This is a genomic window from Ilumatobacter sp., assembly GCF_030065885.1.
Lineage (GTDB): Bacteria > Actinomycetota > Acidimicrobiia > Acidimicrobiales > Ilumatobacteraceae > Ilumatobacter.
Map to the genome: position 1 here is coordinate 1 of NZ_JASJCS010000082.1, position 23,823 is coordinate 23,823.

18 protein-coding genes and 3 tRNA genes are annotated in these 23,823 nt (G+C 70.6%); 8 read left to right on the top strand and 13 right to left on the bottom strand.

Translation table 11 applies throughout. The features are described from left to right. Together QNJ12_RS16255 and QNJ12_RS16260 are read left to right on the top strand one after the other, a co-directional pair. Positions 1-546 (top strand): DUF2017 family protein (locus QNJ12_RS16255; RefSeq protein WP_300624148.1); only part of this gene is annotated, 546 nt, incomplete at its 5' end. 86 nt (positions 547-632) lie between these two features. Next, complete coding sequence (locus tag QNJ12_RS16260; RefSeq protein ID WP_300624149.1) at positions 633-866, top strand: hypothetical protein; 234 nt, start codon at positions 633-635, stop codon at positions 864-866. A gap of 303 nt (positions 867-1,169) precedes the next feature. Here QNJ12_RS16260 and QNJ12_RS16265 read toward each other — a convergent pair whose 3' ends face one another. The 7 genes from QNJ12_RS16265 to QNJ12_RS16295 all read right to left on the bottom strand — a co-directional run bounded on the left by QNJ12_RS16265 (position 1,170) and on the right by QNJ12_RS16295 (position 8,163). Further along, the gene (locus tag QNJ12_RS16265; protein WP_300624150.1) at positions 1,170-1,979 is read right to left on the bottom strand and encodes a nitrilase-related carbon-nitrogen hydrolase; all 810 of its coding nucleotides are present in this window, start codon (positions 1,977-1,979) and stop codon (positions 1,170-1,172) included. After that, entirely contained in the window at positions 1,976-3,142 is a 1,167-nt protein-coding gene (locus QNJ12_RS16270) for a pyridoxal phosphate-dependent aminotransferase (protein WP_367281801.1), read from the bottom strand. Before QNJ12_RS16270 ends, QNJ12_RS16265 begins: the two co-directional genes overlap by 4 nt. Positions 3,143-3,235: 93 nt before the next feature. Then, positions 3,236-4,528 (bottom strand): diguanylate cyclase, encoded by a 1,293-nt coding sequence (locus QNJ12_RS16275; protein ID WP_300624152.1) that lies wholly within the window; start codon positions 4,526-4,528, stop codon positions 3,236-3,238. A 580-nt stretch (positions 4,529-5,108) separates the two neighbouring features. Further along, positions 5,109-5,912 (bottom strand): N-acyl homoserine lactonase family protein, encoded by an 804-nt coding sequence (locus QNJ12_RS16280; RefSeq protein ID WP_300624153.1) that lies wholly within the window; start codon positions 5,910-5,912, stop codon positions 5,109-5,111. A 328-nt stretch (positions 5,913-6,240) separates the two neighbouring features. Next, positions 6,241-6,313, bottom strand: a tRNA-Arg gene (locus tag QNJ12_RS16285). A gap of 54 nt (positions 6,314-6,367) precedes the next feature. Then, a complete protein-coding gene (locus QNJ12_RS16290; protein ID WP_300624154.1) occupies positions 6,368-7,846 on the bottom strand; it encodes a LysM peptidoglycan-binding domain-containing protein in 1,479 nt (492 codons plus the stop codon). A 228-nt stretch (positions 7,847-8,074) separates the two neighbouring features. After that, positions 8,075-8,163: transfer RNA gene (locus tag QNJ12_RS16295), tRNA-Ser, on the bottom strand. 170 nt (positions 8,164-8,333) lie between these two features. On the opposite strand from QNJ12_RS16295, the gene QNJ12_RS16300 reads away from it, so the two are divergent. After that, positions 8,334-8,418, top strand: a tRNA-Ser gene (locus tag QNJ12_RS16300). A gap of 395 nt (positions 8,419-8,813) precedes the next feature. On the opposite strand, the gene QNJ12_RS16305 is transcribed toward QNJ12_RS16300, so the two are convergent. Together QNJ12_RS16305 and QNJ12_RS16310 are read right to left on the bottom strand one after the other, a co-directional pair. Then, on the bottom strand, positions 8,814-10,199 hold the full coding sequence (locus QNJ12_RS16305) for a hypothetical protein (RefSeq protein WP_300624155.1): 1,386 nt from the start codon (positions 10,197-10,199) through the stop codon (positions 8,814-8,816). Then, a complete protein-coding gene (locus QNJ12_RS16310; RefSeq protein WP_300624156.1) occupies positions 10,196-10,837 on the bottom strand; it encodes a sigma-70 family RNA polymerase sigma factor in 642 nt (213 codons plus the stop codon). Before QNJ12_RS16310 ends, QNJ12_RS16305 begins: the two co-directional genes overlap by 4 nt. A 193-nt stretch (positions 10,838-11,030) precedes the next feature. Between QNJ12_RS16310 and QNJ12_RS16315 the strand changes: the two genes are divergently transcribed. Together QNJ12_RS16315 and QNJ12_RS16320 are read left to right on the top strand one after the other, a co-directional pair. After that, positions 11,031-14,918: a DUF4832 domain-containing protein gene (locus QNJ12_RS16315; RefSeq protein WP_300624157.1), complete on the top strand. Its 3,888-nt coding sequence runs from the start codon at positions 11,031-11,033 to the stop codon at positions 14,916-14,918. Positions 14,919-15,125: 207 nt separating this feature from the next. Next, positions 15,126-16,364: a GNAT family N-acetyltransferase gene (locus QNJ12_RS16320; RefSeq protein WP_300624158.1), complete on the top strand. Its 1,239-nt coding sequence runs from the start codon at positions 15,126-15,128 to the stop codon at positions 16,362-16,364. A 58-nt stretch (positions 16,365-16,422) separates the two neighbouring features. Here QNJ12_RS16320 and QNJ12_RS16325 read toward each other — a convergent pair whose 3' ends face one another. After that, complete coding sequence (locus QNJ12_RS16325) at positions 16,423-17,304, bottom strand: SDR family oxidoreductase (protein WP_300624159.1); 882 nt, start codon at positions 17,302-17,304, stop codon at positions 16,423-16,425. Positions 17,305-17,329: 25 nt separating this feature from the next. Here QNJ12_RS16325 and QNJ12_RS16330 point away from each other — a divergent pair, with 25 nt between their 5' ends. Further along, the gene (locus QNJ12_RS16330; RefSeq protein ID WP_300624160.1) at positions 17,330-19,243 is read left to right on the top strand and encodes a hypothetical protein; all 1,914 of its coding nucleotides are present in this window, start codon (positions 17,330-17,332) and stop codon (positions 19,241-19,243) included. A 25-nt stretch (positions 19,244-19,268) separates the two neighbouring features. On the opposite strand, the gene pheA is transcribed toward QNJ12_RS16330, so the two are convergent. Then, the gene (gene pheA / locus QNJ12_RS16335; RefSeq protein ID WP_300624161.1) at positions 19,269-20,243 is read right to left on the bottom strand and encodes a prephenate dehydratase; all 975 of its coding nucleotides are present in this window, start codon (positions 20,241-20,243) and stop codon (positions 19,269-19,271) included. 61 nt (positions 20,244-20,304) lie between these two features. Between pheA and larB the strand changes: the two genes are divergently transcribed. Both larB and larC read left to right on the top strand, forming a co-directional pair. Continuing rightward, a complete protein-coding gene (gene larB, locus QNJ12_RS16340; protein WP_300624162.1) occupies positions 20,305-21,042 on the top strand; it encodes a nickel pincer cofactor biosynthesis protein LarB in 738 nt (245 codons plus the stop codon). Further along, the gene (gene larC, locus QNJ12_RS16345; protein ID WP_300624163.1) at positions 21,042-22,241 is read left to right on the top strand and encodes a nickel pincer cofactor biosynthesis protein LarC; all 1,200 of its coding nucleotides are present in this window, start codon (positions 21,042-21,044) and stop codon (positions 22,239-22,241) included. Before larB ends, larC begins: the two co-directional genes overlap by 1 nt. 42 nt (positions 22,242-22,283) lie before the next feature. On the opposite strand, the gene QNJ12_RS16350 is transcribed toward larC, so the two are convergent. Then, positions 22,284-23,024: a TlpA disulfide reductase family protein gene (locus tag QNJ12_RS16350; RefSeq protein ID WP_300624164.1), complete on the bottom strand. Its 741-nt coding sequence runs from the start codon at positions 23,022-23,024 to the stop codon at positions 22,284-22,286. Next, a complete protein-coding gene (locus QNJ12_RS16355) occupies positions 23,021-23,572 on the bottom strand; it encodes a disulfide bond formation protein B (RefSeq protein ID WP_300624165.1) in 552 nt (183 codons plus the stop codon). The genes QNJ12_RS16350 and QNJ12_RS16355 overlap by 4 nt, the downstream gene beginning before the upstream one ends. Positions 23,573-23,823 lie beyond the last annotated feature (251 nt).

A 23,823-nucleotide genomic window follows, 5' to 3' on the forward strand; every position in this document is an offset into this window, starting at 1 on the left:
TCGATGGACAAGCCCGGTGAACGACCATCCCGACCGCCGGCCCGTCGCATGAGCCGGTTCGACGCGCCGGTTCGCGCCGAGGGCGACGGCTACGTCATCGACATCGGCGACGACGAGGCTGCCCTGGTGCGGCGCCTGATCGGCGAGCTGCGAGCGCTGCTGACGGACCCCGAGCCCGACAGCGACGCGCAGGTGCTGCTGGTCCGCCTGTTCCCCGTCGCCCATCGCGACGACGAGGAGATGGAAGAGGAGTACCAGCGGCTGATGCGCGAGGAGCTGGTGCAGTCCAAGCTCACCGCGTTCGACACCGTCGACTCCGTGCTCGCCGTCCGGCGCGGCGAGGAGATCGACGACGGCCAACTGACCGCATTCATGCAGTCGGTCAACTCGATCCGCCTGGTGCTCGGCACGATGCTCGGCGTCACCGACGACCCCGACGCCGACGAGGTGACCCCCGGCCTCGAGGACTCACCCGAGTACCACCTCTACGGCTACCTCAGCTGGCTCTTGGAACACAGCGTCATCGCTCTCTCCGGAGGGGAGTAGGGCGGGACGCCCGAGGCGGCGAGGACGTCGTCCGGTCACCTGCGTCGGCCGAACCAGCGGCGCTTCCGGGGACGCGAGCCCGCTTCGTGCGTGTCGACCTCGAGCCCGCGATCCGCGAGGCCGAGGTCTCGCGCCACGGCGGCGAACACGGAGGCGACCTCCTCGGCGTCGCCGTCCAGGAAGGGCCGCGCCAGCTGCGGGTCGTAGGCGACGTACGACGTGTGGCACTCGACGACCCTGGCGGTCTCCCGCAGCTTCTCGGCGACGGCGGGGCACTGTTCAGGCCGAACCAGTACGCGGTGAACATCGTGACGTCGTAGGACGACATGACGAGGTGGGTTGCGATCTTCGGCATCTCGAGCTCGGCCCACCGCCTGTCCGTCGAGTCGAGCGGATCGTCTACGATGCGACCGACGCCGTCGTGGATCCGCCGCCAAGCAGCCAGCTGCTCGTCGCTGAGCGGCCGAGGATCGTCGACGTGGGCGTCGAGCGCCTGCCACGCCGCCTCCCAGTCACCGTCAGCCGGTCGTTCGAGGAACCAGACCTCGAAGCTCATGATGCGCGCCGCCAGCATCGGTGCCGCCGCCCCGCCTGCGTGCACGCCCGAAGCGCACGACCTCGCATCATCCGGCCGACGGTCGTCCGGCGTCGCGACGGTCGGGGAGGAAGCGGAACCGATCCCGCGTCTCGGCGACGTGGTCGGTCGACAACTCGGCGAAGAGTGTCGTCTCGCCGCGGCTCCCCGCTGCCAGCACCTCACCTGTCGCGTCGATGATGCGCGAGTCGCCCGAGTGGGCGAGGCCGTTGCCGCTGTCGCCGACCCGGTTGATGCCGACCACGTAGGCCTGGTTCTCGATCGCCCGCGCCTCGAGCAGCGTCATCCAGTGGTGGCGGCGCGCCTCGGGCCAGTTCGCGGGCACGAGGTAGAGGTCGGTCTCGGGGGCGACGTGCCAGAACTCGTCGGCGAAGCGGAGGTCGTAGCAGACGAACATCGACACCCGGAACCCCTCGACGTCGACCGTCACGAGCTCGGTGCCCGCCCGGACGTGCTCGTGCTCGCCCGAGAACGTGAACGGGTGGATCTTGCGATACCGGTGCTGCGTGCCGTCCGGGCCGGCGAGCACGAAGCAGTTCGACGGACGCTGATCGTCGGGAGGCGCGTCGGGATGGATCTCGGGGCAGCTGCCCCCGACCCACACGCCGTGCTCGGCGGCCTGTGCGGCGAGGAACTCGGAGGACGGGCCGCCGATCGGCTCGGGCTCGAGCGCCGGGTCGTCGAACCCGAAGCCGACCGAGAACGTCTCGGTGAGCATCACCAGACCCGCGTCCCCGGCGGCGGCCGCAGCGATCTTCGGCGCGAGGCGCTCGAAGTTCGCGGCGCGGTCCATCCACGCGATGTCGTGCTGGACGGCGGCGACGCGCAGCGTGCTCATGGTGCGAGACGCGCGAGCCGCTCGACGGCCGCATCGAGCACGTCGAGCTGCTTGCAGAAGGCGAAGCGGACGAGATGGCGGCCGTGCTCGGGGTGGGCGTAGAAGACCTGCGTCGGCACGGCGACGACGCCGATCCGTCCGGGGAGCTCGAGGCAGAACGCGACCCCGTCGCCGTCGGGGCGGACCGGGCGGATGTCGACCGTGGTGAAGTAGGTCGCCTCGGGCTGGTACGCGACGAAGCCCGCCGCGTCGAGCCCGACCGCCAGCCGATCGCGCTTGGCCTCGAGGTCGGCAGCGAGCTCGTCGAAGTACGCGTCGGGGAGCGCGAGCCCGGCGGCGATCGCCGGCTGGAACGGAGCGCCGTTGACGTAGGTGAGGAACTGCTTGGCGGTCCGTGCCGCCGCCACCATCGCTGCCGGCCCGCATATCCAGCCGATCTTCCACCCGGTCGTGTTGAACGTCTTGCCGCCCGACGAGATCGACATCGTGCGCTCGCGCATGCCCGGCAGGGTCGCGATCGGGATGTGCTCGGCCCCGCTGAAGACGAGATGCTCGTAGACCTCGTCGGTCACGACGTACAGGTCGCGCTCCTGGGCGACGTCGGCGATGAACTGCAGCTCGTCGCGGGTGAAGACCTTGCCGGTGGGATTGTGCGGCGTGTTGAGCAGGACCAGCTTCGTGCGGTCGGTGCAGGCTGCGGCGAACTCGTCGCGATCGAAGCCGTAGCGGCCGTCGGGCCCCTCGCCGGGCCGCAGCACGACCGGCTTCGCAACACCGTCGGCGAGCGCGATGCCGGCCTGGTAGCTGTCGTACATCGGCTCGAACAGCACCACTTCGTCGCCGGGGTCGAGCATCCCGAGCAGGGTGCCGGCCAGCGCCTCGGTGGCGCCGGCGGTCACGAGCACCTCGGCATCGACGTCGTAGTCGAGGCCGTAGAAGCGCCGCTGGTGGTCGGCGACCGCCTGTCGCAGCACCGGCATGCCGGGGCCCGGCGGGTACTGGTTGACGCCGCCCCGGATCGCATCGACGGCCGCGTCGAGCACCTCGGCCGGTCCGTCGGTGTCGGGGAAGCCCTGGCCGAGGTTGATCGCACCGGTCTCGACCGCCAGCGCGGACATCTCGGCGAAGATCGTCGTACCGAACCCGGCCAGCTTCGAGGTCATCGGAGCGCGCACGCCGGGCAGCGTAGGCGCAGCGTCGGTTCCGGGCACTGGTGAGGCAGCCCGTCTGGCACCGGCGGTGGCACGAGGCGACGGTCAGGCGTTGACGGTGTAGGGCTGCGGCGGCGTCGGCGCCTCGGGCGGCTCCTCCGCGATCATGCACACGACGCCTTCACGCTTGGCCCGGTACATCGCCTGGTCGGCTGCCTCGACGAGCGTGTCGAGGTCCTGGCCGTGGCCCGGCCACAGCGCCACGCCGGCGCTGACCTTGACCCGCAGCGGCTCGGCGACGCCTTCGAGCCGGGTCCGCCCGCTGATCTGATCGGCGAGCTGGCGAGCGCGACGGGCGCCCATCTCCTCGCTGTCGATGCCGGGCATCATGACGACGAATTCGTCGCCGCCCCAGCGAGCCACGACGTCGGTGTCGCGGACCGCCTTGCGCAGCCGGGTGCCGACCACGCGCAGCATCTCGTCGCCGGCGTTGTGGCCGTAGGTGTCGTTGACGAGCTTGAAGCCGTTGAGGTCGAACAGCAGGAGGCAGGTCGTCCGGCCACGCCGCTCGGCGTCCTCGAGCACCTCGACGGCACGGCGCTCGAACTCGCTGCGGTTCGGAAGCTTGGTGAGGGCGTCGAAGCTCGCCCGCTCGTGCAGGTTGCGCTGCTCGACGAAGATCGTGATGCCGGCGAGGCCCATGAGTGCCAGTGCCAGCAGGAAGATGATGACGTAGAACCGCTGCTCGTCGCCGCGGAGCTCGACCCCGTCGTCGACCGATGCGACCACGAACAAGCCGGGCGTACCCGGAACGAGCGTGGCGGTCTGACGCAGACCCGACTCGACGGCGAACTCGCCCACCGACGCGCCGGCGGGCAGGAACGTGGTGGCCCACACCGGAACGCCCGAGCGGTCGGAGACCACGTCGACGGGCGCACGAGCGATCACCGAGAGGTGCGGCCCGTCGACGTCGAACGTGAGCATCGAGTCGTAGACCGTGATCGAGGCCACGGCTCGCTCGACCCCCTGGGCCGTGTCGCCGGCGACGGAGTCCGATGCGCTGGCGCGCTGCCGTTCCATGTCGTCGAGCATCGACGAGTCGGGCTGCGGGCCGTCACCGGCGCACGCGGTCGCCGCTGCGCTCACAGCACAGACGCCGAGGCGAGGGTTGGCGGCGGCGATCGAAGCCGCTGTCTCGTCGGGGTCGACGCCCACATCGGCTGCGACCTGGACGTTGTCGACGATGGATGCGAGGCGTGCGGCGCCGAGCTCGGCCGCGTTGGCCAGGCTCACGTCGCGCTGGCCGGCCAGCTCGGAACGTCGCGCCACGTACCCGACCGTGATCGCGACGACGAGCACCAGGCTGAACACCAGCGACGCTCGACGAACGATCCTCATGCCGAGAAAATCGGGACGATCGGCCCCGAACGTGAGTCCGGACGGCCCGAATACACACAGAATTGACACAGAACGCTGTCATCACGACAGTTCGCACCCCCGTTCCGGCCGCCCGCCCACGTCCCCCATCACGCCCACATCACGCCGTTCGCGAGCCGGAGAACGCAGCGACATGCTGGGCACGAATGCCTGTCGGCTGTGTTCACACCACGGCACGCCCGAGCACTTCGAAGCTGGCGGGAGGTGCCGTCCGAGGTCTCGCGAACGTGCGGCGGCGTCAACGCGACTCGATCGAGCGGCGTGCTCCGACCTCGTGGGCGGAGCTCGTGGATATCGCACGTCGCCCACGTCGGGTCACCGGAGTCGCTGCTACCGAGGAACTCCTCCAGCGCATGTCCATCCGGCCGCCTCGGGGGGGAGCGGGCACCTCGGCGGCCGGCTCAGCGATCAGCGCGCCGAGGGTGATCCCACGGCGAGCGGCCTCGGCCTCGAGCTAAGTTCCTCCGTGCAATCCCGGACGTTCGGTCCGGTTTGGGATGCGACGTCGATTCCCGCTGCGAGGCGGTGCAGGTGACGCCGATCAGGAGGCGGCCAGATCGCCGATCCGGGCTGCTGCGAGCTTGTCGACCGCCGTGGTGTCGTGGGATGCCACGACGACCAGATCCGGGTTGTTGGCCTTCATCGTCTGCACCTTGGCGTAGCTCTGCAGGAGCGCCTCCTTGTCGCCGGTGCCTGCGGTCTGGTTGCGCAGCAGGAGCTCTTCGGAGTACGTGAGGTCGCCGATCAGCAGGACCGGTGGCGCGGCGGCGCGGCGCACGAGCATCGAGACCGACCCGACGAGATGGCCCGGCGTCGGCACCACCATCAGCGAGCCGTCACCCATCACGTCGCAGGCCTCCGTGAAGGGAGCGAGCTCGGGATCGTCGGTGGGTGAGAAGTCGAGCAGTCGCCACCTCGCTCCGGGAACCAGGACGTGCTGGCGCGTCACGTACTCGCGTTCGGGATGCGACGATCGAACGAGGAAGTCCCAGCCGTCGCGTGCGACGAAGAGATCTGCCTGTGGGATGTCGGCGATCCCGCCGGCGTGATCGAAGTGCAGGTGCGAGTGCACCGCCGCCGTCACGTCCTCGGCCCGATAGCCCGCCCGACGCAGGGCGTCGCCCAGCCGGTCCTCGGGGTCGACGTCGAAGCGGAAGATGTGACGCACGAACCAGTTGGTGACTGCGTCGGGCCAGTAGGCGCGCGTCGTGGCCGCAGGGTCGATCCCGGTGTCGAACAGAACCAGCCCGTCGTCGTGTTCGATCACGAACACGTTCATCGGGACGGTCACCCACTCCTTCGACCGGAAGACCCACCACAAGCCCGGCTTGCGTGTCCCGTACATGTGCTCGGGGTGCAGACCAACGACCCCGGTCGCGACAACCTGAACATCTCGCACGGTGCTGTGTGCTCCAGGCATGGCAGAAGCCCTTCCTCTCGTGGGGCGGCAACCGGTTGCGATCGCCAACGTCGCTCCCGTCCCCTGATCGAGCGGTCGCAGCGATCGGGGCACGCACGCAGAACAGACCCCACGGGCGGGCCCACTTCTCATCATGCAGGCCGGACAGGCCGATTCCCAGGGGCGAACGTCCGCGAAAACGCCCGAGGGCCCCGCCTCGCCGGCGGGACCCTCGTACTCCGATCAGATCTGCTCGATCGCCCGATCTGGTCAGCGCGCCCGTAGGGATTCGAACCCCAAACCTTCTGATCCGTAGTCAGATGCTCTATCCGTTGAGCTACGGGCGCAGTCCGCTGCAGTGTAGGCGTCGAGCCCGCGAAACGGAACGCTCGATTGCGGGCTCAGCCGCCCCAGGGGCCCCAGCCGCCCGCCTGCTGGTAGAGGTAGAGCGCCGCCCGGATGTTCTTCTCGGCGTCGTACAGGTCGCTCGCCGAGTAGACGCCGAAGTCGTCCAGCCAGCTGCGGTGGACCGTCCAGTAGATCTGGAACACGCCGTAGCAGCACCAGCCGTTGTAGGCGTTCGCGTCGTAGCGGCTCTCGCGGAGCGCGACCTGCAGCGCCTTGTCGACCTGGTCGGCCGGGAAGATCTCACGGATCAGCTGCTGCACCTGCGCCGTCGAGGCGGGCGCCGGCGGCGTGGTCGCCGGCGGCTGCGTCGTCGCAGGGGCAGCGGTCGTGGCCGGCGCGGCAGTCGTCGCGGGCGCCGCAGTCGTGGTGGTCGGCTGGGCAGGCACGGTCGCGCCGGCCGGGAGGCAGATCTCGTCGCCGGGGAACATCGGGGTGTCGACCGTCGCCGTGTTCTCGGCCAGGAGGGCGCTCGGCGCAACGCCGGCGGCGTCGGCGATGCGGTACCAGGAGTCACCCGCGCCGGCGGTGTAGGTCATCGGGCACTCGGGCACGACACGCTCGGCGGCGGCCGAGACGGTGGCGACCTCGGCGGGCGTCGTCGACACCACGTCCTGCGGGACGTCGCCGACGGGGACGTCGGTTTCCACGGCGGGTGACGCCTCGCTCGATTCCGGATCGGACGCCGCGACGTCCGGCTCGACCGCGGCCGCGACCGCGGCGGTCGGCGCCACCCCGGCGACGTCGTCGGCGTCGGCCGACGGCTCGGAGGGCTGCTCGAGCGGCGCGACGGCTGCCGCGTCGGGCGAGGCACCGTCGAACGACGGCTGGGCGACGGCCGGCTCGCCGGAAGGCTCGGCAGCGGAGGGTGCGGCGGCGACGGCGACGGCGGACGACTCGATGATGTCGCCGGTGTCGTCGGAGCGAAGCGAGATCATGAGCGGCACGAGCACGGCGAGGGCGACGAGCACGATCCCGAGGCGCAACAGGAGCGGGTCGACCGCACCGACGCCGAGCCGCTCGGCGAGGGGGTGTGCCGGCGAGAGCGGGATCAGACCGGTGTCGTCGTCGTCATCGTCGTCGTCGTGGGCAGCGGTGGCAACGTGCTCACGCGGGATCCGATTGGTGGCACCTTCGGGGGCCGTCCAGGCCTCGAGGTCGGCCCAGTCCTCGTCGTACCAGTCGCCCGACGCCAGCTCGGCGAGCGTGGCCTCGGTGTCGATCGTCGTGGATCGGGTCGGCACGACACCGTGCTGGCGGGTTCGCTCGACCGCGCCGCCGCGGTGTTCGACCTGGGGACGGAACGCGGCGAACCCGTCGCGGATCGCCCGCAGGGTGCCCGTCGTGTCGTCGCCGCCCGGGCGCTCGAGGACGGTGTCGTCACCGGCGGAGCCGTCGCTCGAGAGCCAGCCCCGCGTCGACCCCCAGAACTCGCGGGTGACGTCGTCGTCGAGGGAATGGTCGTCGTGTCGCATGTGATCGCCGTTCGGAGTCCGCCTCCAAACCACTGGTCTACTCGTTCCGTCATCAAACCGCAACATCGACGACATCCGACCGCAATCAAATGACAGACATGTGACTCTCCCCGGCCGGGGTGCGGGAGCCGTCCAATCAGGGGTCGACGCCTGAGCGCCGCGCCCGCGGCTGGCGGCCTGGACCCTCACGCGCAACGAGCGCGTGGGACGTCCCACGCGCTCGTCACCTGGCGGAGAGGGTGGGATTTGAACCCACGGACCCCAGGAGGGTCAACGCCTTAGCAGGGCGTCCCATTCGGCCGCTCTGGCACCTCTCCGAGGCGGCCCGAGTCTAGGCCGCGTCGACATCGAACGGAACCGTCGGATCGGCGACGACTTTCAGGTTGTGTCAGACACAACCTGACACAACTCGGTCGGACATCGAGCGGAACCGTCGGATCGGGAGAGGCTCGTGGGCAGCGGCGACCCGGTCACTAACCTGTCCGGCGGAACGGTGGCAGAGTGGACGATTGCACCCGCCTTGAAAGCGGACGACCCGCAAGGGTCCGAGGGTTCGAATCCCTCCCGTTCCGCGGAGGGCCGGCGTGGTTCGACCCGCCCGCAGCCACGGGCCCGCCCCTGCTCCCGATGGCGAACGAGATCGGCCTAGCAGCCTTCCGCCAGCGGCCGGTCGTGGCGCGGGCTCTCGCCCCTGATGCGAGGTGGCACCAGACGCGTCATCACGGAGGAGTCGGTGCAGGTTCGGGAGGGAGGCGGGGTCCCCGGCCACCTCGTCGCTGACACGGGATCCGGATGCCGGGTCGGTGAGACTCGCGTGTGCCTCGCGGACCGATGCGCCGCCCCTCGCTGTCGATGGGCTCCGATCGCGGCCCGGTCGGAGATCGACGGGTCGACCTGCTCCTCACCGGTGAGCTCGAGGCTCGACGCCGGTTGGTCTGCGTCCGGAGCCCGGAAGACGAAACGAACGTCAGCCGGGCCCGGGAACGCGCATGAACCGGGCAGCGAAGCCATCCGGCTCCGAGACCTCGTCCTTGGCCACGCCGAGAACGTGGAGCGCAGTGACCGTGTCGGAGAAGTCGAGCGACTCCGCCGCCAGGTAGTCGAACGCGACGGTCCAGGCGTCGCCGTGGCGGCCGGCCAGCGCCGTCGACTCGAACGTGGCAGTCGCACCGTTGAGGTCGGCCGTGTCGTTCTCGGAGTTGCCGTCGTCGATCCGCACGTAGCTCGTGCTCGTCCGCACGACGTCGAGGTCGCCGGACCTGGTCTCGTCCTCGTTGCGCCCGTTGTGATGAACGACCTGGACGACCGACGTCGTGTCGAGCCCCGGTCGCCGGTCTCGAAGCTCTCGCAGGACGTCGGCGGTGAAGTCGGACACGCCGCCCTCGGCGACCCGCACGACACCGCCTGCGTCGATCGTGAGCAACCACCGATCGGCCGCCCGTGCGACTGCACCGGGTCGATCGGTCGCCGCGTCGAGCCAGTCGGAGCCCCATGCAGCCGACATGACGTCGGTGTACTCCTGGACGAACCATGTCGAGTCCGGCGCCGAAGTCCCTGCGACGACGAGCGGATCGAGATCGAGACTCGTCGCGAGCTCTCGCGCCGCGACCGATGCATGACCGTCGTCGCGGTTGGCGAAGTCGAACGTGATCACGAGCAGGTCGACCGCTGGGTCGAACGGCTGGCCTGCCGTGTTGCCCGGAGTGTGCTCGCCGGTGCCACCGGCGGCTGGATCCGTGGTGGTCGTCGGGGGGACGGTCGGCGCGGGCGGGGTGGACGATGTCGCCGTCGACGGCGGATCGGTCGCGGGCGAGGATTCCCGTGGCACCGGAGGTGTCGTCTCGGTCGGAGGAACCGTCGACGCCGGCGGCTGCGGCTGCGGCGACGTCGACACGATCGGCGGAACCGGCGGCCGCGCCTCAGCGCCGTCGCGCGGCTCGACGGAGCTCCTCGGCGGGATCGACGAGGTGATCACGGGCCGAGCTGTCGTCGGAGCCGAGATCGAGCTGTCATCGGGCGAGCCCAGATCCGCCGGCCTCGGGAGCTCGTCGGGGGTTGGTCGGTCGTGGCTCGGCGCGTCCGGGATGTCGCCGCCCGTCCGAGTCGCCGTCGTCAGCAGCAACGCCGGCAGAGCCAGCACGACGGCCGCGGCGGCCACGGCGCCGATCAGGCTGACACGCGCCGGTCGACCGGCTGCCCGCTCTCTTACGGCAGCGCGGTCGCGAGGCGACGCAGCTCGTCGCTCGCCGATCGCGGCGGCCAGTGCCGAGCGATGCTCGGCAACCAGGTCGGTGGCGGCATCGACGGTGACCGGGTTGGCGCGCCGGAGCTCGGTGAGCTCGTTCTCGATCACGATCCACCCCCTGCCGACCAGCGCGGCTCGTGCGATACGGGCAGGCGGTGTGCCCCCGGCCCGCGCTGCCCAGCCGGATCACGGCCCGCGACGTCCGGGCCGTCGGCCGCCAAACGGTGGCGAAGCCGTTGTCGCGCCCTGCGGAGACGCTGCCGGACGGCACTCGGTTCGAGACCGATCGCAGTCGCGATCTCGGTCGGGGTCAGGCCCTCCCATGCGGTGAGCCGCAGCAGCTCTGCGTCGTCATCGGACAAGCAGGCCAGTGCCGACGCGACGCGCTGGAATCGTTCGGTGTCCTCGACCCGGTCGACGCGGGTGTCGAACTCGATGAACTCCGTTCGGAGCCGGTCGTGGAGTCGCGTTCGACGGTCCCGCGATCGACGCTGGTTGGCGAGCACCCGCCGCGCCACCCCGTACAACCACGGCAGCGTGTCCGGCTCGTCAGGGATCTCGACGTGTCGCCGCCAGGCGACGAGGAACGTGTCGGCGACGACATCGGCGGCATCGGCCGGAGCCGCTCGCCGCAGCGCATAGGCCGCGATCGCCCCGGCGTGCCGTTCGTAGGCGTGCGTCACGAGCTGCTCGACGTCGGCCTGCTCGGCGGGCGGGCGGGAGCGCGTTCGGCGGCGTCTGCTCATGTCGGGGTCTGATGCTGGCCACGCCCGCGGCCTCCTTCGTAGCTCATGTGTCCGCGTCGGTGGCCGCGTGACACCCCATCGGCGAGGTGGTCCGCTCCGCGACGATCGCTCGTCACGCTCTCCCCGACGCGGACACAAGACGGTTCGAGGCGGACAGCGCGGGCGACCCACCACCCGGCCCGGAGGAACACCCATGACCAGTTCACGCCCAACCGCCAGTCGTCAGCCCCGGCGGATCAGATCGCTCGTCGCGGCGACGTTGGCGGTCGCCGGCATCACGGGGACCGCCATCGTCGCCGATCTGCCGATCGTCGGTGCCGATCCCGCGGCCGGCGACGGGCCGATCACCGTCGACGACAGCGGTCACTGGTTCGAGTACGCCGGCAACGGCGAGCCGTACTTCATGGCGGGCGCCGGTGGGCCGGAAGGGTTCCTCTACTACTCCGACGCCCGCAGGCAGGCGATCGTCGACCGGTTGATCGACAACGACGTACGCGCCGTGTACATCCACGCCGTCCGGTCGAACGGCGGCGACGGCGGCGCGAACGAGAACCCGTTCATCGGCTCCGACCCCTCGAACGGCGTCGATCCGGACGTCCTCGACGAGTGGGACTCGTATCTCTCCCAACTCGATGCGGCCGGCATCGTGACGTGGTTCCACCTGTACGACGACGGCGCACGGCCGTTCGGTGCCTGCAACCCCGACCTCCCCGCCGCCGAGCGGCAGTTCGTCAAGACGATCGTGGAACGCTTCCGCGAGTACCGACACCTCGTCTGGCTGCCGACCGAGGAGCACATCATCAAGGCGTGCTCGGACAACAGCGTCGATCTCGAGAAGGCCGAGGCGCTCGCGGCGGAGATCCGCACGCACGACGACGTGCACCCGCTCGGCGTTCATCACAACAACGGCCAGTCGAACCAGTACCTCGGCAACACCGACATCGACGTGTTCGCACAACAGGTGTGCCAGCAGTCGAAGTACACGAGCGTCGACGGCATCCACGACGCCGGCGAGTTCGGCGAGGACGTGTACGTGATGGCCGAGTGCCACCCGTGGCACAAGGAGCTCCTCGACCGTGGCGAGCGCTCGACGCTGCGCCAGTCGTTCTGGTCGTCGGTGATGGCCGGCGGCTACGTGTTGTTCTACGACGCATGGGAGTCGAACGATCCGACCGACGCGATGCTCGCCGATCTCGGTCGCATCAATGCGTTCATGGACACGACCCGCTTCGCCGAGACCGTGCCGGCCGACCAGCTCGCAGCGGGCGGGACGAAGTGGGTGCTCGGCAACGAGACGAGCGACGTCTACATCGCCTACTCCAACGACGACCCGGCATCGATGGGCGTGCAGGGGATGTCGGCTGGGACCTATGACCTCGGTTGGTTCGACCCGGTGACGGGCGAACGCGTCGATCAGACGGTCACGGTCGGCAACGGGACGGCGGCGTTCGTCGTGCCCGGCCAGATCGGATCGGAGGTCGCGCTGTCGATCGAACCCTCCACCGACACGCCGACCACGACCACCACCACCACGACCACGTCCACCGTGCCGGTGACCACCACCACTCCTCCGACCACCGCACCACCCACCACGACATCGCCCTCCACGACGACTCCACCGACCTCGATCCCACCGACGACTCCACCGACCTCGATCCCACCGACGACCACGCCACCGATGTCGCCGTCGCGGGTCGAGTTGGTCGCCGTGGAGGATGCGTTCCTGGAGGGGACCAAGCGGGTGAACGACACGGAGCTGCGCGTCGAGCACGGCTCGCGCACCCGCATCAGCTACGTGCGCTTCGACACCTCCGGCATCGAGGCCGCCGACACCGTCCGGTTCCGCCTGACGGTCGGGAGCGATCCAGGCCAGGGCACCGTGGCGGTGTCGCTCGGCACGGGTGGGAGATGGACGTCCGACACGCTGACGCCCTCAAATGCCCCGGCCATCGGTGAGCTGCTCGCCGCGGTCTCGGGGACGTTCGCGACCGGACAAGAGATCGACGTCGAGCTTCCCGCCGAGGCCGTCGCCGGCGCCGCGTTGGATCTGGTCATCACCCACGACGGCGCCGGCAGCGACGACGTGTCGTTCGATGCGAGCGAATCCGGTGTGGGCCCGACCCTGGTCGTGGAGACATCCGTGAAGCCGCCCACGACCACCCCGCCGACCCCGACGTCGCGGGTCGAGTTGGTCGCCGTGGAGGATGCGTTCCTGGAGGGGACGACGCGCGTGAACGACTCGCAGCTGCGGGTCGAGCACGGCTCGCGCACGCGCATCGGCTACGTGCGCTTCGACACGTCGGGTCTCGGTGTCGCGAGCCGCGTCCTGCTCGAGCTCGTCGTCGGGAGCGACCCCGGTCAGGGCACGGTGTCGGTGTCGCGTGGCGAGGGCGGCAACTGGACGTCGGACACGTTGAGTCCGGGCAACGCGCCGGTGGCCGGCGACGAGCTGGCGTCGGTCTCGGGATCGTTCACGACCGGACAGCGGCTCAGTGTCGACCTGCCCGTCGACGCGATCGCGGGCGACACGCTCGATCTGGTCATCGCCCACGACGGTGCCGGAGCGGACGATGTGTCGTTCGATGCCACCGAGACCGGCGACGGCCCCGCGCTGATCGTCGAGACGTCGGTGACGACACCACCGACCACGACACCACCGACCACGACACCACCCACGACGACGCCGCCCACCACCACTCCTCCGACCACCACTGCTCCGACGACGACGCTGCCGCCGACCGAGAACCCGACGCAGACCGTCGGGTTCCGCGGCACCGAGGCGGCCGTTGCGAACCCCGAACGCGGCTTCCACAAGGGTGTGTCGGTCGCCGACTCGGCGAGTGGGTCGACGACGTCGGTGTCACAGATGTCGTCGTACTACGACGCCGGCATCCGGCTCGCGCGGATGTACGTCCGCTTGGACGACTACCGCAACTCGCCGATCCCCGATGCGCTGCTCGACGACCTCGACGACGTGTTCGCCAATGCCCGCTCAGCCGGCATCAAGCTGATCCCGAGGTTCTCGTACAACTTCGGGTCGGCGCCCGACGCGACCGTCGATCGGATCGAACAGCACCTCGAACAGCTGACACCGGTGCTGCGCGCCAACAGCAACGTCATCTCGGTGTTGCAGGCCGGGTTCATCGGCGCCTGGGGTGAGTGGCACTCGTCGAGCAACGGACTCACCAACCCCTCCGACCGGGCCCGCGTGCGAAACGCATTGCTGCAGGCGCTGCCGACCCACCGGATGACGCAGTTCCGCTACCCCGACGACATCATCGAGTTCGAACCTGCGCCGCTGGACGCCGCACGTGCGTTCGACGGAAGCGCACTGAGTCGAACCGGTCACAAGAACGACTGCTTCCTCGCCAACGAGCACGACGCCGGCACCTACATCCCCCTGTCCCGGAAGGGTGAGTTCGTCGACTATCTCGCCACGATGACGGAGTTCACGGTGATGGGCGGAGAGACCTGTCAGGTCTCCGCCGGCTCGCAACGGACCGACTGCCCGACCGCGCTGACCGAGCTCGAGTTGTTCCATTGGGACTACCTCAACCTCGATTTCTACGGCGACACGATCGACAGATGGCGTACCGACGGCTGCTTCGACGAGATCGACGCCCGGCTCGGCTACCGGTACGAGATGCGCGCTGCGTCGGCACCGACGCGGGTGGCCGCCGGCGGCCGTCTCGAACTCGAGCTCGTGGTGGCCAACGAGGGGTTCGGCAAGCTGTACAACCCGCGGCCGATGAACGTGGTGCTGGTGAACGACTCGACGGGAGCCACGATGCGCATCGAGCGGGTGGCCGATGCACGAGACGTGATGCCGCTCCCTGGTTCGACCAGGATGCTCGATCTGACCGTCGACGTGCCCGTCGGGCTCGGGCCCGGGTCCTACAGCATCCACCTCGAGCTGCCAGACGGGTCGCCGAGCCTCACCGGCGACCCTCGGTACTCGATCCGGATGGCCAACGCAGGAACGTGGCGAGCCGTCAGCGGCACCAACGACCTCACGCTCGACGTGGTGGTGGACCACCACGCGGCCGGGTCACCGGGCGGCACGACGGCACGACCTACGTGATCACCGTCCCGCCGGCCGCCTGCGAAGCCGAGATCGCGCTGCGGCCGGCCGGACCGCCCGAGCGCGACCCGGCAACTCGGTCGCGTCGTCGGCCAGGCCCGACGCCTCCGGATGTCCAGGCCGTCACGCTCGGATTGCGCGTCCGCCGTGACCGCAGCACCCCAAACCCTGCCGAGCCGGAGTCCGCCTCGGCGCGAGACTGTCGACATGGCTCTGGACATCCGCGCCTACCGGGACGAGGACTTCGATGCCGTCGCGCGCATCTGGCGCGAGGTCCGGTGGATCGACGACGAGGATCGCGAGAAGGAGGGACTGCGCTGGTACCTCGGCGGCGGCAACGCCGAAGTCGGCCTGCTCGACGGCGAGGCCGAGTGCATGGTCCACCGCACGGCCGGCACCATCAGGTACGACCGCACCGCGCTGCCGCTCTCGGCGGTCACGGGTGTCACGACCAGCCAGATCGCCCGCAAGCAGCGCCTCGCCAGCACGATGACGGCGCGCGCCCTGCAGCGGGGCGCCGACGAGGGGGCCGCGGTCTCGGCGCTGGGCATGTTCGAGCAGGGCTTCTACGACCGGTTCGGGTTCGGCACGGGCTCGTACATGCACCAGGTCACGTTCGACCCGAGCAAGCTGCACGTCGGGCACGTCCCTTACCGCCGGCCGGTCCGGTTGACGCTGGACGACGCCGCCGAGATGCAGACGTCGCTCAACGCACGGCTCGTGAGCCACGGCGGCATCACGCTCGACGCCCCCAACCTGATGGAGGCCGAGCTGCGATGGACCGAGCACCTGTTCGCGCTCGGCTACCGCGACGAGGCCGGCGAGCTCACGCACTACTTCGCCGGCTCCCTGAAGGACGAGAACGGTCCGTTCGTCGTCAACCTCTTCGTCTACCGGACGACCGATCAGCTGCTGGAGCTGCTCCGCCTCTTCCGCGAGCTCAGCGACCAGTACCACTGGGTGAAGATGGCCGAGCCGGCCCACGCACAGCTGCAGGCCATGATCGAAGCGCCGATCCGCGAACGCAGTCGCACCCGTCGGACCGAAGCCGAGAACAGCATCTTCACGCTCGCCTGGTGGCAGCTCCGCGTGCTGGACCTGGCGGCGTGCGTCTCGGCGCGCTCGTGGCCCGGCGACCCGGTCGTCTTCAACCTCGAACTGTCGGACCCGGTCACGCCCTTCCTCGAGGGTGCCCCCGGCAGCTGGACCGGCATCAGCGGTGACTACACGGTGACGATCGGTTCCACGTCGACGATCAACGACGGCCACGACGCCGGCGCGCCGACCGTCTCCTGCGGCGTCGGTGCCTTCTCGCGGCTGTGGTTCGGCATCTGCCCCGCATCGTCGCTCGCGGTCACCGACGACTTCTCGGCGCCCGCCGAGCTCACCGAGGCGCTCGACGACGCCCTCCGGCTCCCGCCCTGCGTGCCGGGCATGTACTTCTGACGCACGAACTTCGGACCTCGGGACCGCCGGCGAGCCCGCAAGGTCGACGAGCGGCCGGTCAGGTCGAGATGTCGATCCCGAACGCGTCGCGGAACGCGGCGATGTAGTCGTCCAGCTCCTCGATCCGACCGAGCGCGACCCACTCCTCGTCGGTCATCGCCGCCCGCCCGGCGGTGATCTCGGGGCCGCCCCAGCTCACCTGGTAGCGGAGCTTCGGATCGTCGGTCTCGATCGCGTGCCGGATCACCTTCGCGACCTCGATCGCATCGGTCGCGTGCAGGTAGCCGGCCGCGTACATCTGCAGCATCCGCTCGTACTGTGGCCCGTACGCGCCGGTCGCGTTCGGCGCATCGGTGTTCTTCCCGAAGATCGACGACTTCGTGATGCCGGGCTCGACGACCGCGACGCGGACCCCGAACGCCGCCAACTCGAGCGCGAGCTGCTCGCTCACGCCCTCCAACGCCCACTTGGCCGCGACGTAGGGCGCCTGCGCGATCGCACCGATGCGGCCGGCGATCGAGGTGATGTTGACGATCGTGCCACTCCCCCGTTCGCGCATCTGCGGGAGCACGGCCTGCGCACACCGCGTCGCGCCACAGAGGTCGACGTTCATCACGTCGAGGAACCGTTCGGACGAGGTCTCCTCGACCGCTCCGTTGCCGCCGACACCGGCATTGTTGACCAGGTGGTCGACGCGCCCGGCGAGCCGGAGGATGCCGGCGAAGCCGTCGGCGACCGACTCGTCGGACGCGATGTCGAGCTCGACCAGCTCGACGCCGACACCGGCTGCCTCGGCGGCGTCGAGCAGCTTGCCCGCACGTGCGGTCGAGCGCACGGTGCCGTATACGGTGTGTCCCGCCTGCGCCAGGTGGATGGCGGTGGCGCGACCGATACCGGAGTTCGCACCGGTCACGACGGAGACGGGGGCAGCAGCAGACATGGCGGCGAGCGTACGACACGGTTCGGTGCGAGTACCCGACCTCCCGGTGCGCCGCGCGCTCGTCGCCGTCGTCGTCGTGCTGGCTGCGATCGTCGGGCTGAGCGCCGGCGGCGACCGCCGGGTTCCCGGCGCGGCGACGGCGTTCGCGGCCGGGGAGGCCACATCGGCGTATCGGCCGGTCGGCCCGCTGCGCCTCGCCGACACGCGTCAGCCGGTTTGCGGCTGCAGCCGGCTCGACGCCAACACGATCTCGATCGACGTCGCCGGTCGGCCGGCCGTTCCCGACGACGCCCTTGCGGCGGCAGTGACCGTCACCGCGCTGTCGACCGCCACCGCGGGCTTCGTCACCGCCTACCCGGGCGGCAGCGAGCTACCGCCGACATCGACGGTCAACACGCGTTGGGACCGGGTCGTCGCGAACTCGGCGATCATCCCGATCGGGCCGGACGGCACCATCGAGGTCTTCTCACTCGTGCCGACCCACATCGTGGTCGACATCACCGGGGTGTTCGTGCCGATGGACCGCGCCCGCGACGGCCGGTTCGTGCCGGTTGCGCCGCGCCGGCTGATCGACACCCGGCTCGGTGGCGGGGCAGCGCTGGCGCCCGGCGCCGACCTGCCCGTGCCGAGACCGCCCGAGGCGGCGAGCGACGCGACGGCGCTGGTCGTCAACGTGACGAGCCTGCTCGAGAGCCGCCCCGGCCATCTCAGCGCACGACCGACGGGGCAGCAACCGGCCACGTCGTCGTTCCTGAACGCCAACGGCACGGGGCAGGCGCTCGCCTCGTCGGTGATCCTGCCGATCTCGCCCGACGGGCTGACGATCCGCACGAGCGGCGGCGGCCACCTCGTCGTCGATCTCGTCGGATGGTTCACCGGCCCGTCGGCGAGCGAGTCGGCGGACGGGTTGTTCGTGCCCCTCGCCCCGACACGCCTGCTCGACACGCGGGAGCAACGGCCGCGCATCTGGCCCGGCGGCACGATCGAGCTCGCCTCGCCGGTCGCCGGCGCGTCGGCGCTCGCCACCAACCTGACCATCACGAACGCCGATCGGCGCGGCCACGTCACGGCGTATCCGGCAGGGACGACGCGCCCGTTCACGTCGGCGATCAACCCGGCGATGCACGATCACACGCTGGCCAACATGGCGATCACGCGCATCAGCGATCGGGGTGCCGCGTACTACGCCCATGCGGGCGTCGACGCCGTCGTCGACCTCACGGGCTACTTCACGGGCGCGCCGGCGACGGCGAGCTCGGGGCCGGCACCGAACCAAGCCGGGCGGTCGCGGGTGCTGCTCGTGGGGGACTCGACCCTCGCGTCGCTCGGCGTCTACACCGACGGGCGGGACGCGCTGCTCGGCTTCGAGCCGATCGTCGACGCGCAGTCGTGCCGCCGGCTGCTGCGACCGTCGTGCCACAGCCGCGTCACGAACCTGACGCCGAACACGGCGGTCGAGGCGATCCTCGGCACGCCGGGGGTGCTCGACATCGTGGTCGTCAAAGCCGGGTACAACGACTGGTTCAGCGACTTCCCCGTCGAGTTCCACGCCGTCGTCGAGGCGTCGCGCATCAAGGGCGCCCACACGATCGTGTGGCTCAGCTACAACGAGGACGTCGCCCGTGAGAACGCCCGTCGCGCCTACCACGAGAACAACGTCGACCTCTACCAACTGGCCCGACTGCCGCAGTACGGCGACGTGCTGCTCGCCGATTGGCTGACCTACAGCCGGCCGCACCCGCAGTGGTTCGACGACGGCACCCACGCCGGCCGGGAAGGGACGTACGCGATCGCCGACTACGTCAGCCGGTGGGTCGCTGCGATCGAGCACAAGCCGTGCCCGCGACCGTGGTGGCCCGGGCAGCCGTCACCGGACCCGTGCCCGAACCCCGATCTGATCGGGGCGCCCACCGACGTCATGGCGCTCTACGGCCGCTGAGGCTCGATCGGCGAACGCAGCCGGACTACCGCTGGTCGGCGCCGCCGAGACCGGCGCGCAACGCTGCGATCCAGTCGTCGGCCTGGCGCCATCGCTCGTCGGCATGGGCACGGGTGTCGTGCTCTTGCTCGTCGGCGCGCGGCCACGAGCCGAAGAACTTGACGGCGCCCTGCTTGGCGTGGAGCGCACGCATCGCGTCGGCGAGCAGGTCGTCGCCGACGTGGCCCTCGGCGAAGAGGATGAAGCAGTAGTCCCCGAGTCCGCCGTGCTTGGTCGGTCGCGAGATCAGGTTCGACAGGTTCAGGCGACGAGCCGCGAACTCCTGCAGGATCGAGATCAGGCTGCCGGGCTCGTCGGCGCGCTGGTAGACGACGAGTGCGGTCCGGTCGTGGCCGGTCGGGGCGGGGACACCGGCGCGGGACACCACGACGAACCGGGTCTGGTTGCCCTGGTGATCCTCGATGTTCTCCGCCAGCACGTCGAGCCCGTACCGCTCGGCGGCGACCCGCGGTGCGATCGCGGCGACGTCGGGAGACGGGTCGTCGCCGACGAGTTGCGCCGCACCGGCGGTCGAGTCCGCGATGTGCAGCTCGGCGCCGGGCAGCTCCTCACGCAGGAACCGGTGGCACTGCGCGGTGGCGACCGGGATCGAGTAGATCTGCTTCACGTCGCCGAGCGCGACACCCGGCCGGGCGGCGAGGCAGAGATGGATGTCGAGCACGACCTCGCGGACGATCAGCAGCTCGTGATCGAAGGCGAGCGCGTCGAGGGTGAAGTTGACCATGCCCTCGATCGAGTTCTCGATGGGCACGAAGCCGAAGTCGACCTCGCCCGCCGACACCGCGTCGAGCACGTCGGGCACCGTTCGGTAGGCGAGCGCCTCCCCGGCGGCGAGATCGGGCTGTGTGCGCAGGGCCTGCTCGGTGAACGTGCCGAACGGCCCGAAGAACGCCACGCGGGGATGGCGGTCCGGCGGCTGGTCGTTCGAGGGCTCGTTCATGGCCGCGAGGTTAGGGGCCGGCGTGGTGCGATCCGCCGTCCCTTCTGCCAGCATGTCGCCGATGGACGAGGCCGCGTTGCGTACGTTGATCGACGGCATCCGGTCCGGCGAGATCTCCGCCGACGACGCCGTCGGACGACTCCGCCGTCTCCCGTTCGCCGATCTCGGCGATGCGATGGTCGACCACCACCGTGCGCTCCGCCAGGGTGTCCCCGAGGCGATCTACGGGCCCGGGAAGTCACCCGAGCAGTGCGTCAGCATCGTCGGTGAGCTCCTCGGGCACGGCAGCGGCCCGGTGCTGCTGACGCGTGCGAGCGACGACCAGCTCAAGGCGGTGCTCGCCGAGCACGGCCCGGCCGAGCACGAGGCGGGTTGCGTGCTCTGGCGCCGTCCCGAGCCCCGCGCCGACCGCCAGGTGCTCGTGGTCACCGCCGGCACGGCCGACGCACCGGTCGCCGACGAGGCGGTGATCACGCTGGCGGCCTACGGGCTCGGGGCCCGACGGCTCGTCGACGTCGGGGTGGCCGGCCTGCACCGCCTGCTCGCCCACGTCGACGAGGTCACGTCGGCCGACGCCGTGGTCGTCGTCGCCGGCATGGAGGGTGCGCTCGCATCGGTGATCGGCGGTCTGGTCGCCGCGCCCGTCGTCGCCGTGCCGACATCGGTCGGCTACGGCTCGGGCCTCGACGGCGTCACCGCGCTGCTGGCGATGCACGCCTCGTGCGCCAGCGGGATCACGGTCGTCGGCATCGACAACGGGTTCGGTGCGGCGAGCGCGATCGCCAGGACGCTGCGCTGATGCACTGCTGGTTCAACTGCTGCGCGGGCGTGGCGGGCGACATGCTGCTCGCGTCGCTGATCGACGCCGGCGCCGACCGGCTCGACGTGATGGATGCCTGGGGCGCGCTCGGTGTCAGCGGCTACGCCGCCACCTGGGAGCGGGTCCAGCGCTGCGGCGTGACCTCGCTGTGGACGAACGTCGCCGTCGACGGCGTCCACGACGATCGCGACGGTCACGACGTCGGGCACCCGCACCGGCCGGCCGCTGAGGTGCTGGCGCTGATCGAGTCGTCGGACCTGTCCGCCCGCGTCAAGGCCGACGCGCTCGCCGTCTACCGGCGCCTCGCCGAGGTCGAAGGAGCGATCCACGGCATCGACCCGGGCGATGTCGAGCTGCACGAGGTCGGTGCGATCGACTCGATCCTCGACGTGGTCGGGGTGTGCGCGGCGCTCGCGTCGCTCGGGGTCGACGAGATCGCGTATTCGCCGATCGCCGTCGGGCACGGGACCGTCGACACCACCCACGGCCGGTTGCCGAACCCGGTGCCGGCGGTGAGCAGGCTGCTGGCCGAGTCCGGAGCGCGCACGGTGGGCGTCGACACCACGATGGAGCTCGCCACGCCGACCGGGGTCGCGGTGCTGACGGTGTTGGGCACGTGCTCGCCGATGCCGCCGATGACCGTCCGATCGACCGGGTTCGGCGCCGGCACCGCGGATCCGCCCGGGCGGCCGAACGTCGTGCAGGCGATCGTCGGGGACACCGAGACCGGCAGCGCCGCCGACGGGCGCCCCTGCCACCTGCTCGAGGCGAACGTCGACGACGTGACCGGCGAGGTGATCGCCCACACCATCGCGCTCCTGCTCGCAGCCGGCGCTCACGACGCGTGGGCGACGCCGATCGTCATGAAGAAGGGCCGTCCCGCCCACACGGTGCATGCGCTGTGCGACGACGCCGCGTTCGTCGCCGTGCGGACGGTGCTCGTCCGCGAGACCGGCACGCTCGGCGTGCGAGCCGCACCGGTGCAACGCTGGCCGCAGCAGCGCGACGCCGCGACCGTGCACCTCGACGGCCACCCGATCGGGGTCAAGCTCGGCGCGACCAGGGTCAAGGTCGAACACGACGACGCTCTCTCGGCCGCCACCGCGCTCGGCAGGCCACTACGCGACGTGATCGCCGAGGCCGAACACCTCGGCCGCGCCTTGCGCGGACAGCCCTGACGGCGCACCGACGGTTGCGTCGGCGGGCCGCGCAGGGTCGGGTCAGCCGAGCTCGAGGCTGCTGGTGATCAGGCTCAGGATGGCATCGGCGCCCAGCCCACCGCTCCACCGCGCGGCGACGGTGCCGTCGGCGTCGAGGAGAGCCACGAACGGGAAGCCCGTCACGCCGAACGCGTTGGCGGCGACGAGCGTGTTCGCGTCGAAGTCGACGCCGTCGGCCATCACGGGGAACTGCCAGTCACGCCGGTCGAGCCACTCGCTCGGCGGGAAGTTGGGTCGATCCGGCGCGACCGAGGTGCTGATGCCGACGACGTTCAACGACGCCGGCAGGCGACCGTCGTCGCGCAGTCCGTTGATGACGGGGATCTCGTCGTTGCAGTGGGGGCACCAGTGGGCGAGGAAGACGACCATCGTCGGACCGGCTGCGACCGCGTCGATGCGGACCGTGCGCCCGTCGAAGTCCTCACCGACCAGCACCGGCGCCGGGGCGCCGCGGGCGGGGTCGGCGCCGCCGTCGGGGAGCGGCGGCAACGGGTCACCGATGACGTCGACCGGGCCGATCGACCCGATCAACGAGTCCGGGAGATCGGGCGGCACCGTCGACCGCGGACCGTCGGAGGGACTGTTGAGCGAGGTGTCGCCGTCGCCGTCGGTGGCGCTGTCGGCGTCGTCGTTCGCGGCGGGTGACCGGGCCGAGAGATCTTCCACGGGCTCGTCGTCCCCGCACGCAGCGATGGCGAGCGTGGCGGCGATGGCGAGTGCGGCGATGCGACGGTGGTTCACGATGACTCCTTGGACGCCGGGAACGGGACGAGGTTGACCACCAGGATGGCGACGAATCCTGCGAGTGCCATGAACGCGAGCGTGACGAAGCCGAACTCCTCGAACCACACGTCGGCGCATGCCGGCCCGAACAGACCGCACGACTCGGTGTCCCGGAGCACGCCGCGCTCGATGAGGTAGTGGTACCCCGAGATGCCCGCACCGACGAGGGCCATCGGCGCGACGTAGAACCTGGCGTTACCGTCGCGACGGATCAGGGCCACGACGGCGACCACCGCGATCGGGTACATGGCGATGCGCTGGTACCAGCAGAGGCGGCACGGCACGTAGTCGGCGACCTCGGAGAAGTAGAGGCTGCCGAGCGTGGAGACGCCGGCGACGGCCAGCGTGAGCTCGGCGCGCCAGGCGACGACTCGGCCCCCGAGCCGCGCCGCGATCGGGAGGCGGGGAGCGAGCACCCTGGCCGCGACGATCAGAACGGCACCGGCACCCGCCACGAGCGCCAGGACCGAGGTCGCCGTCTCGAGGAACGCGGTCAACCCGTCCACGCGTCCAGTATGGGGGCGGGTGACACGCCGAGTGCGTTCGCGACCCCAGAATGTGACGATGGTCCCGGGTCGGCATCGACCTCGGACACGGTCGCTGGTGGTCGCTCTCGGAGCACCGATCACCACGGTGCGCGCACGAGGTCGGCGATGAACGCTGCAATCGACCCCGAGTCGGCGGATAGTGTTGCCGGTATGCAGGAATTTTCCTCGATCAGTGTGTCGTCGTACGAGGCCGGTTCGCTGGCCGACCG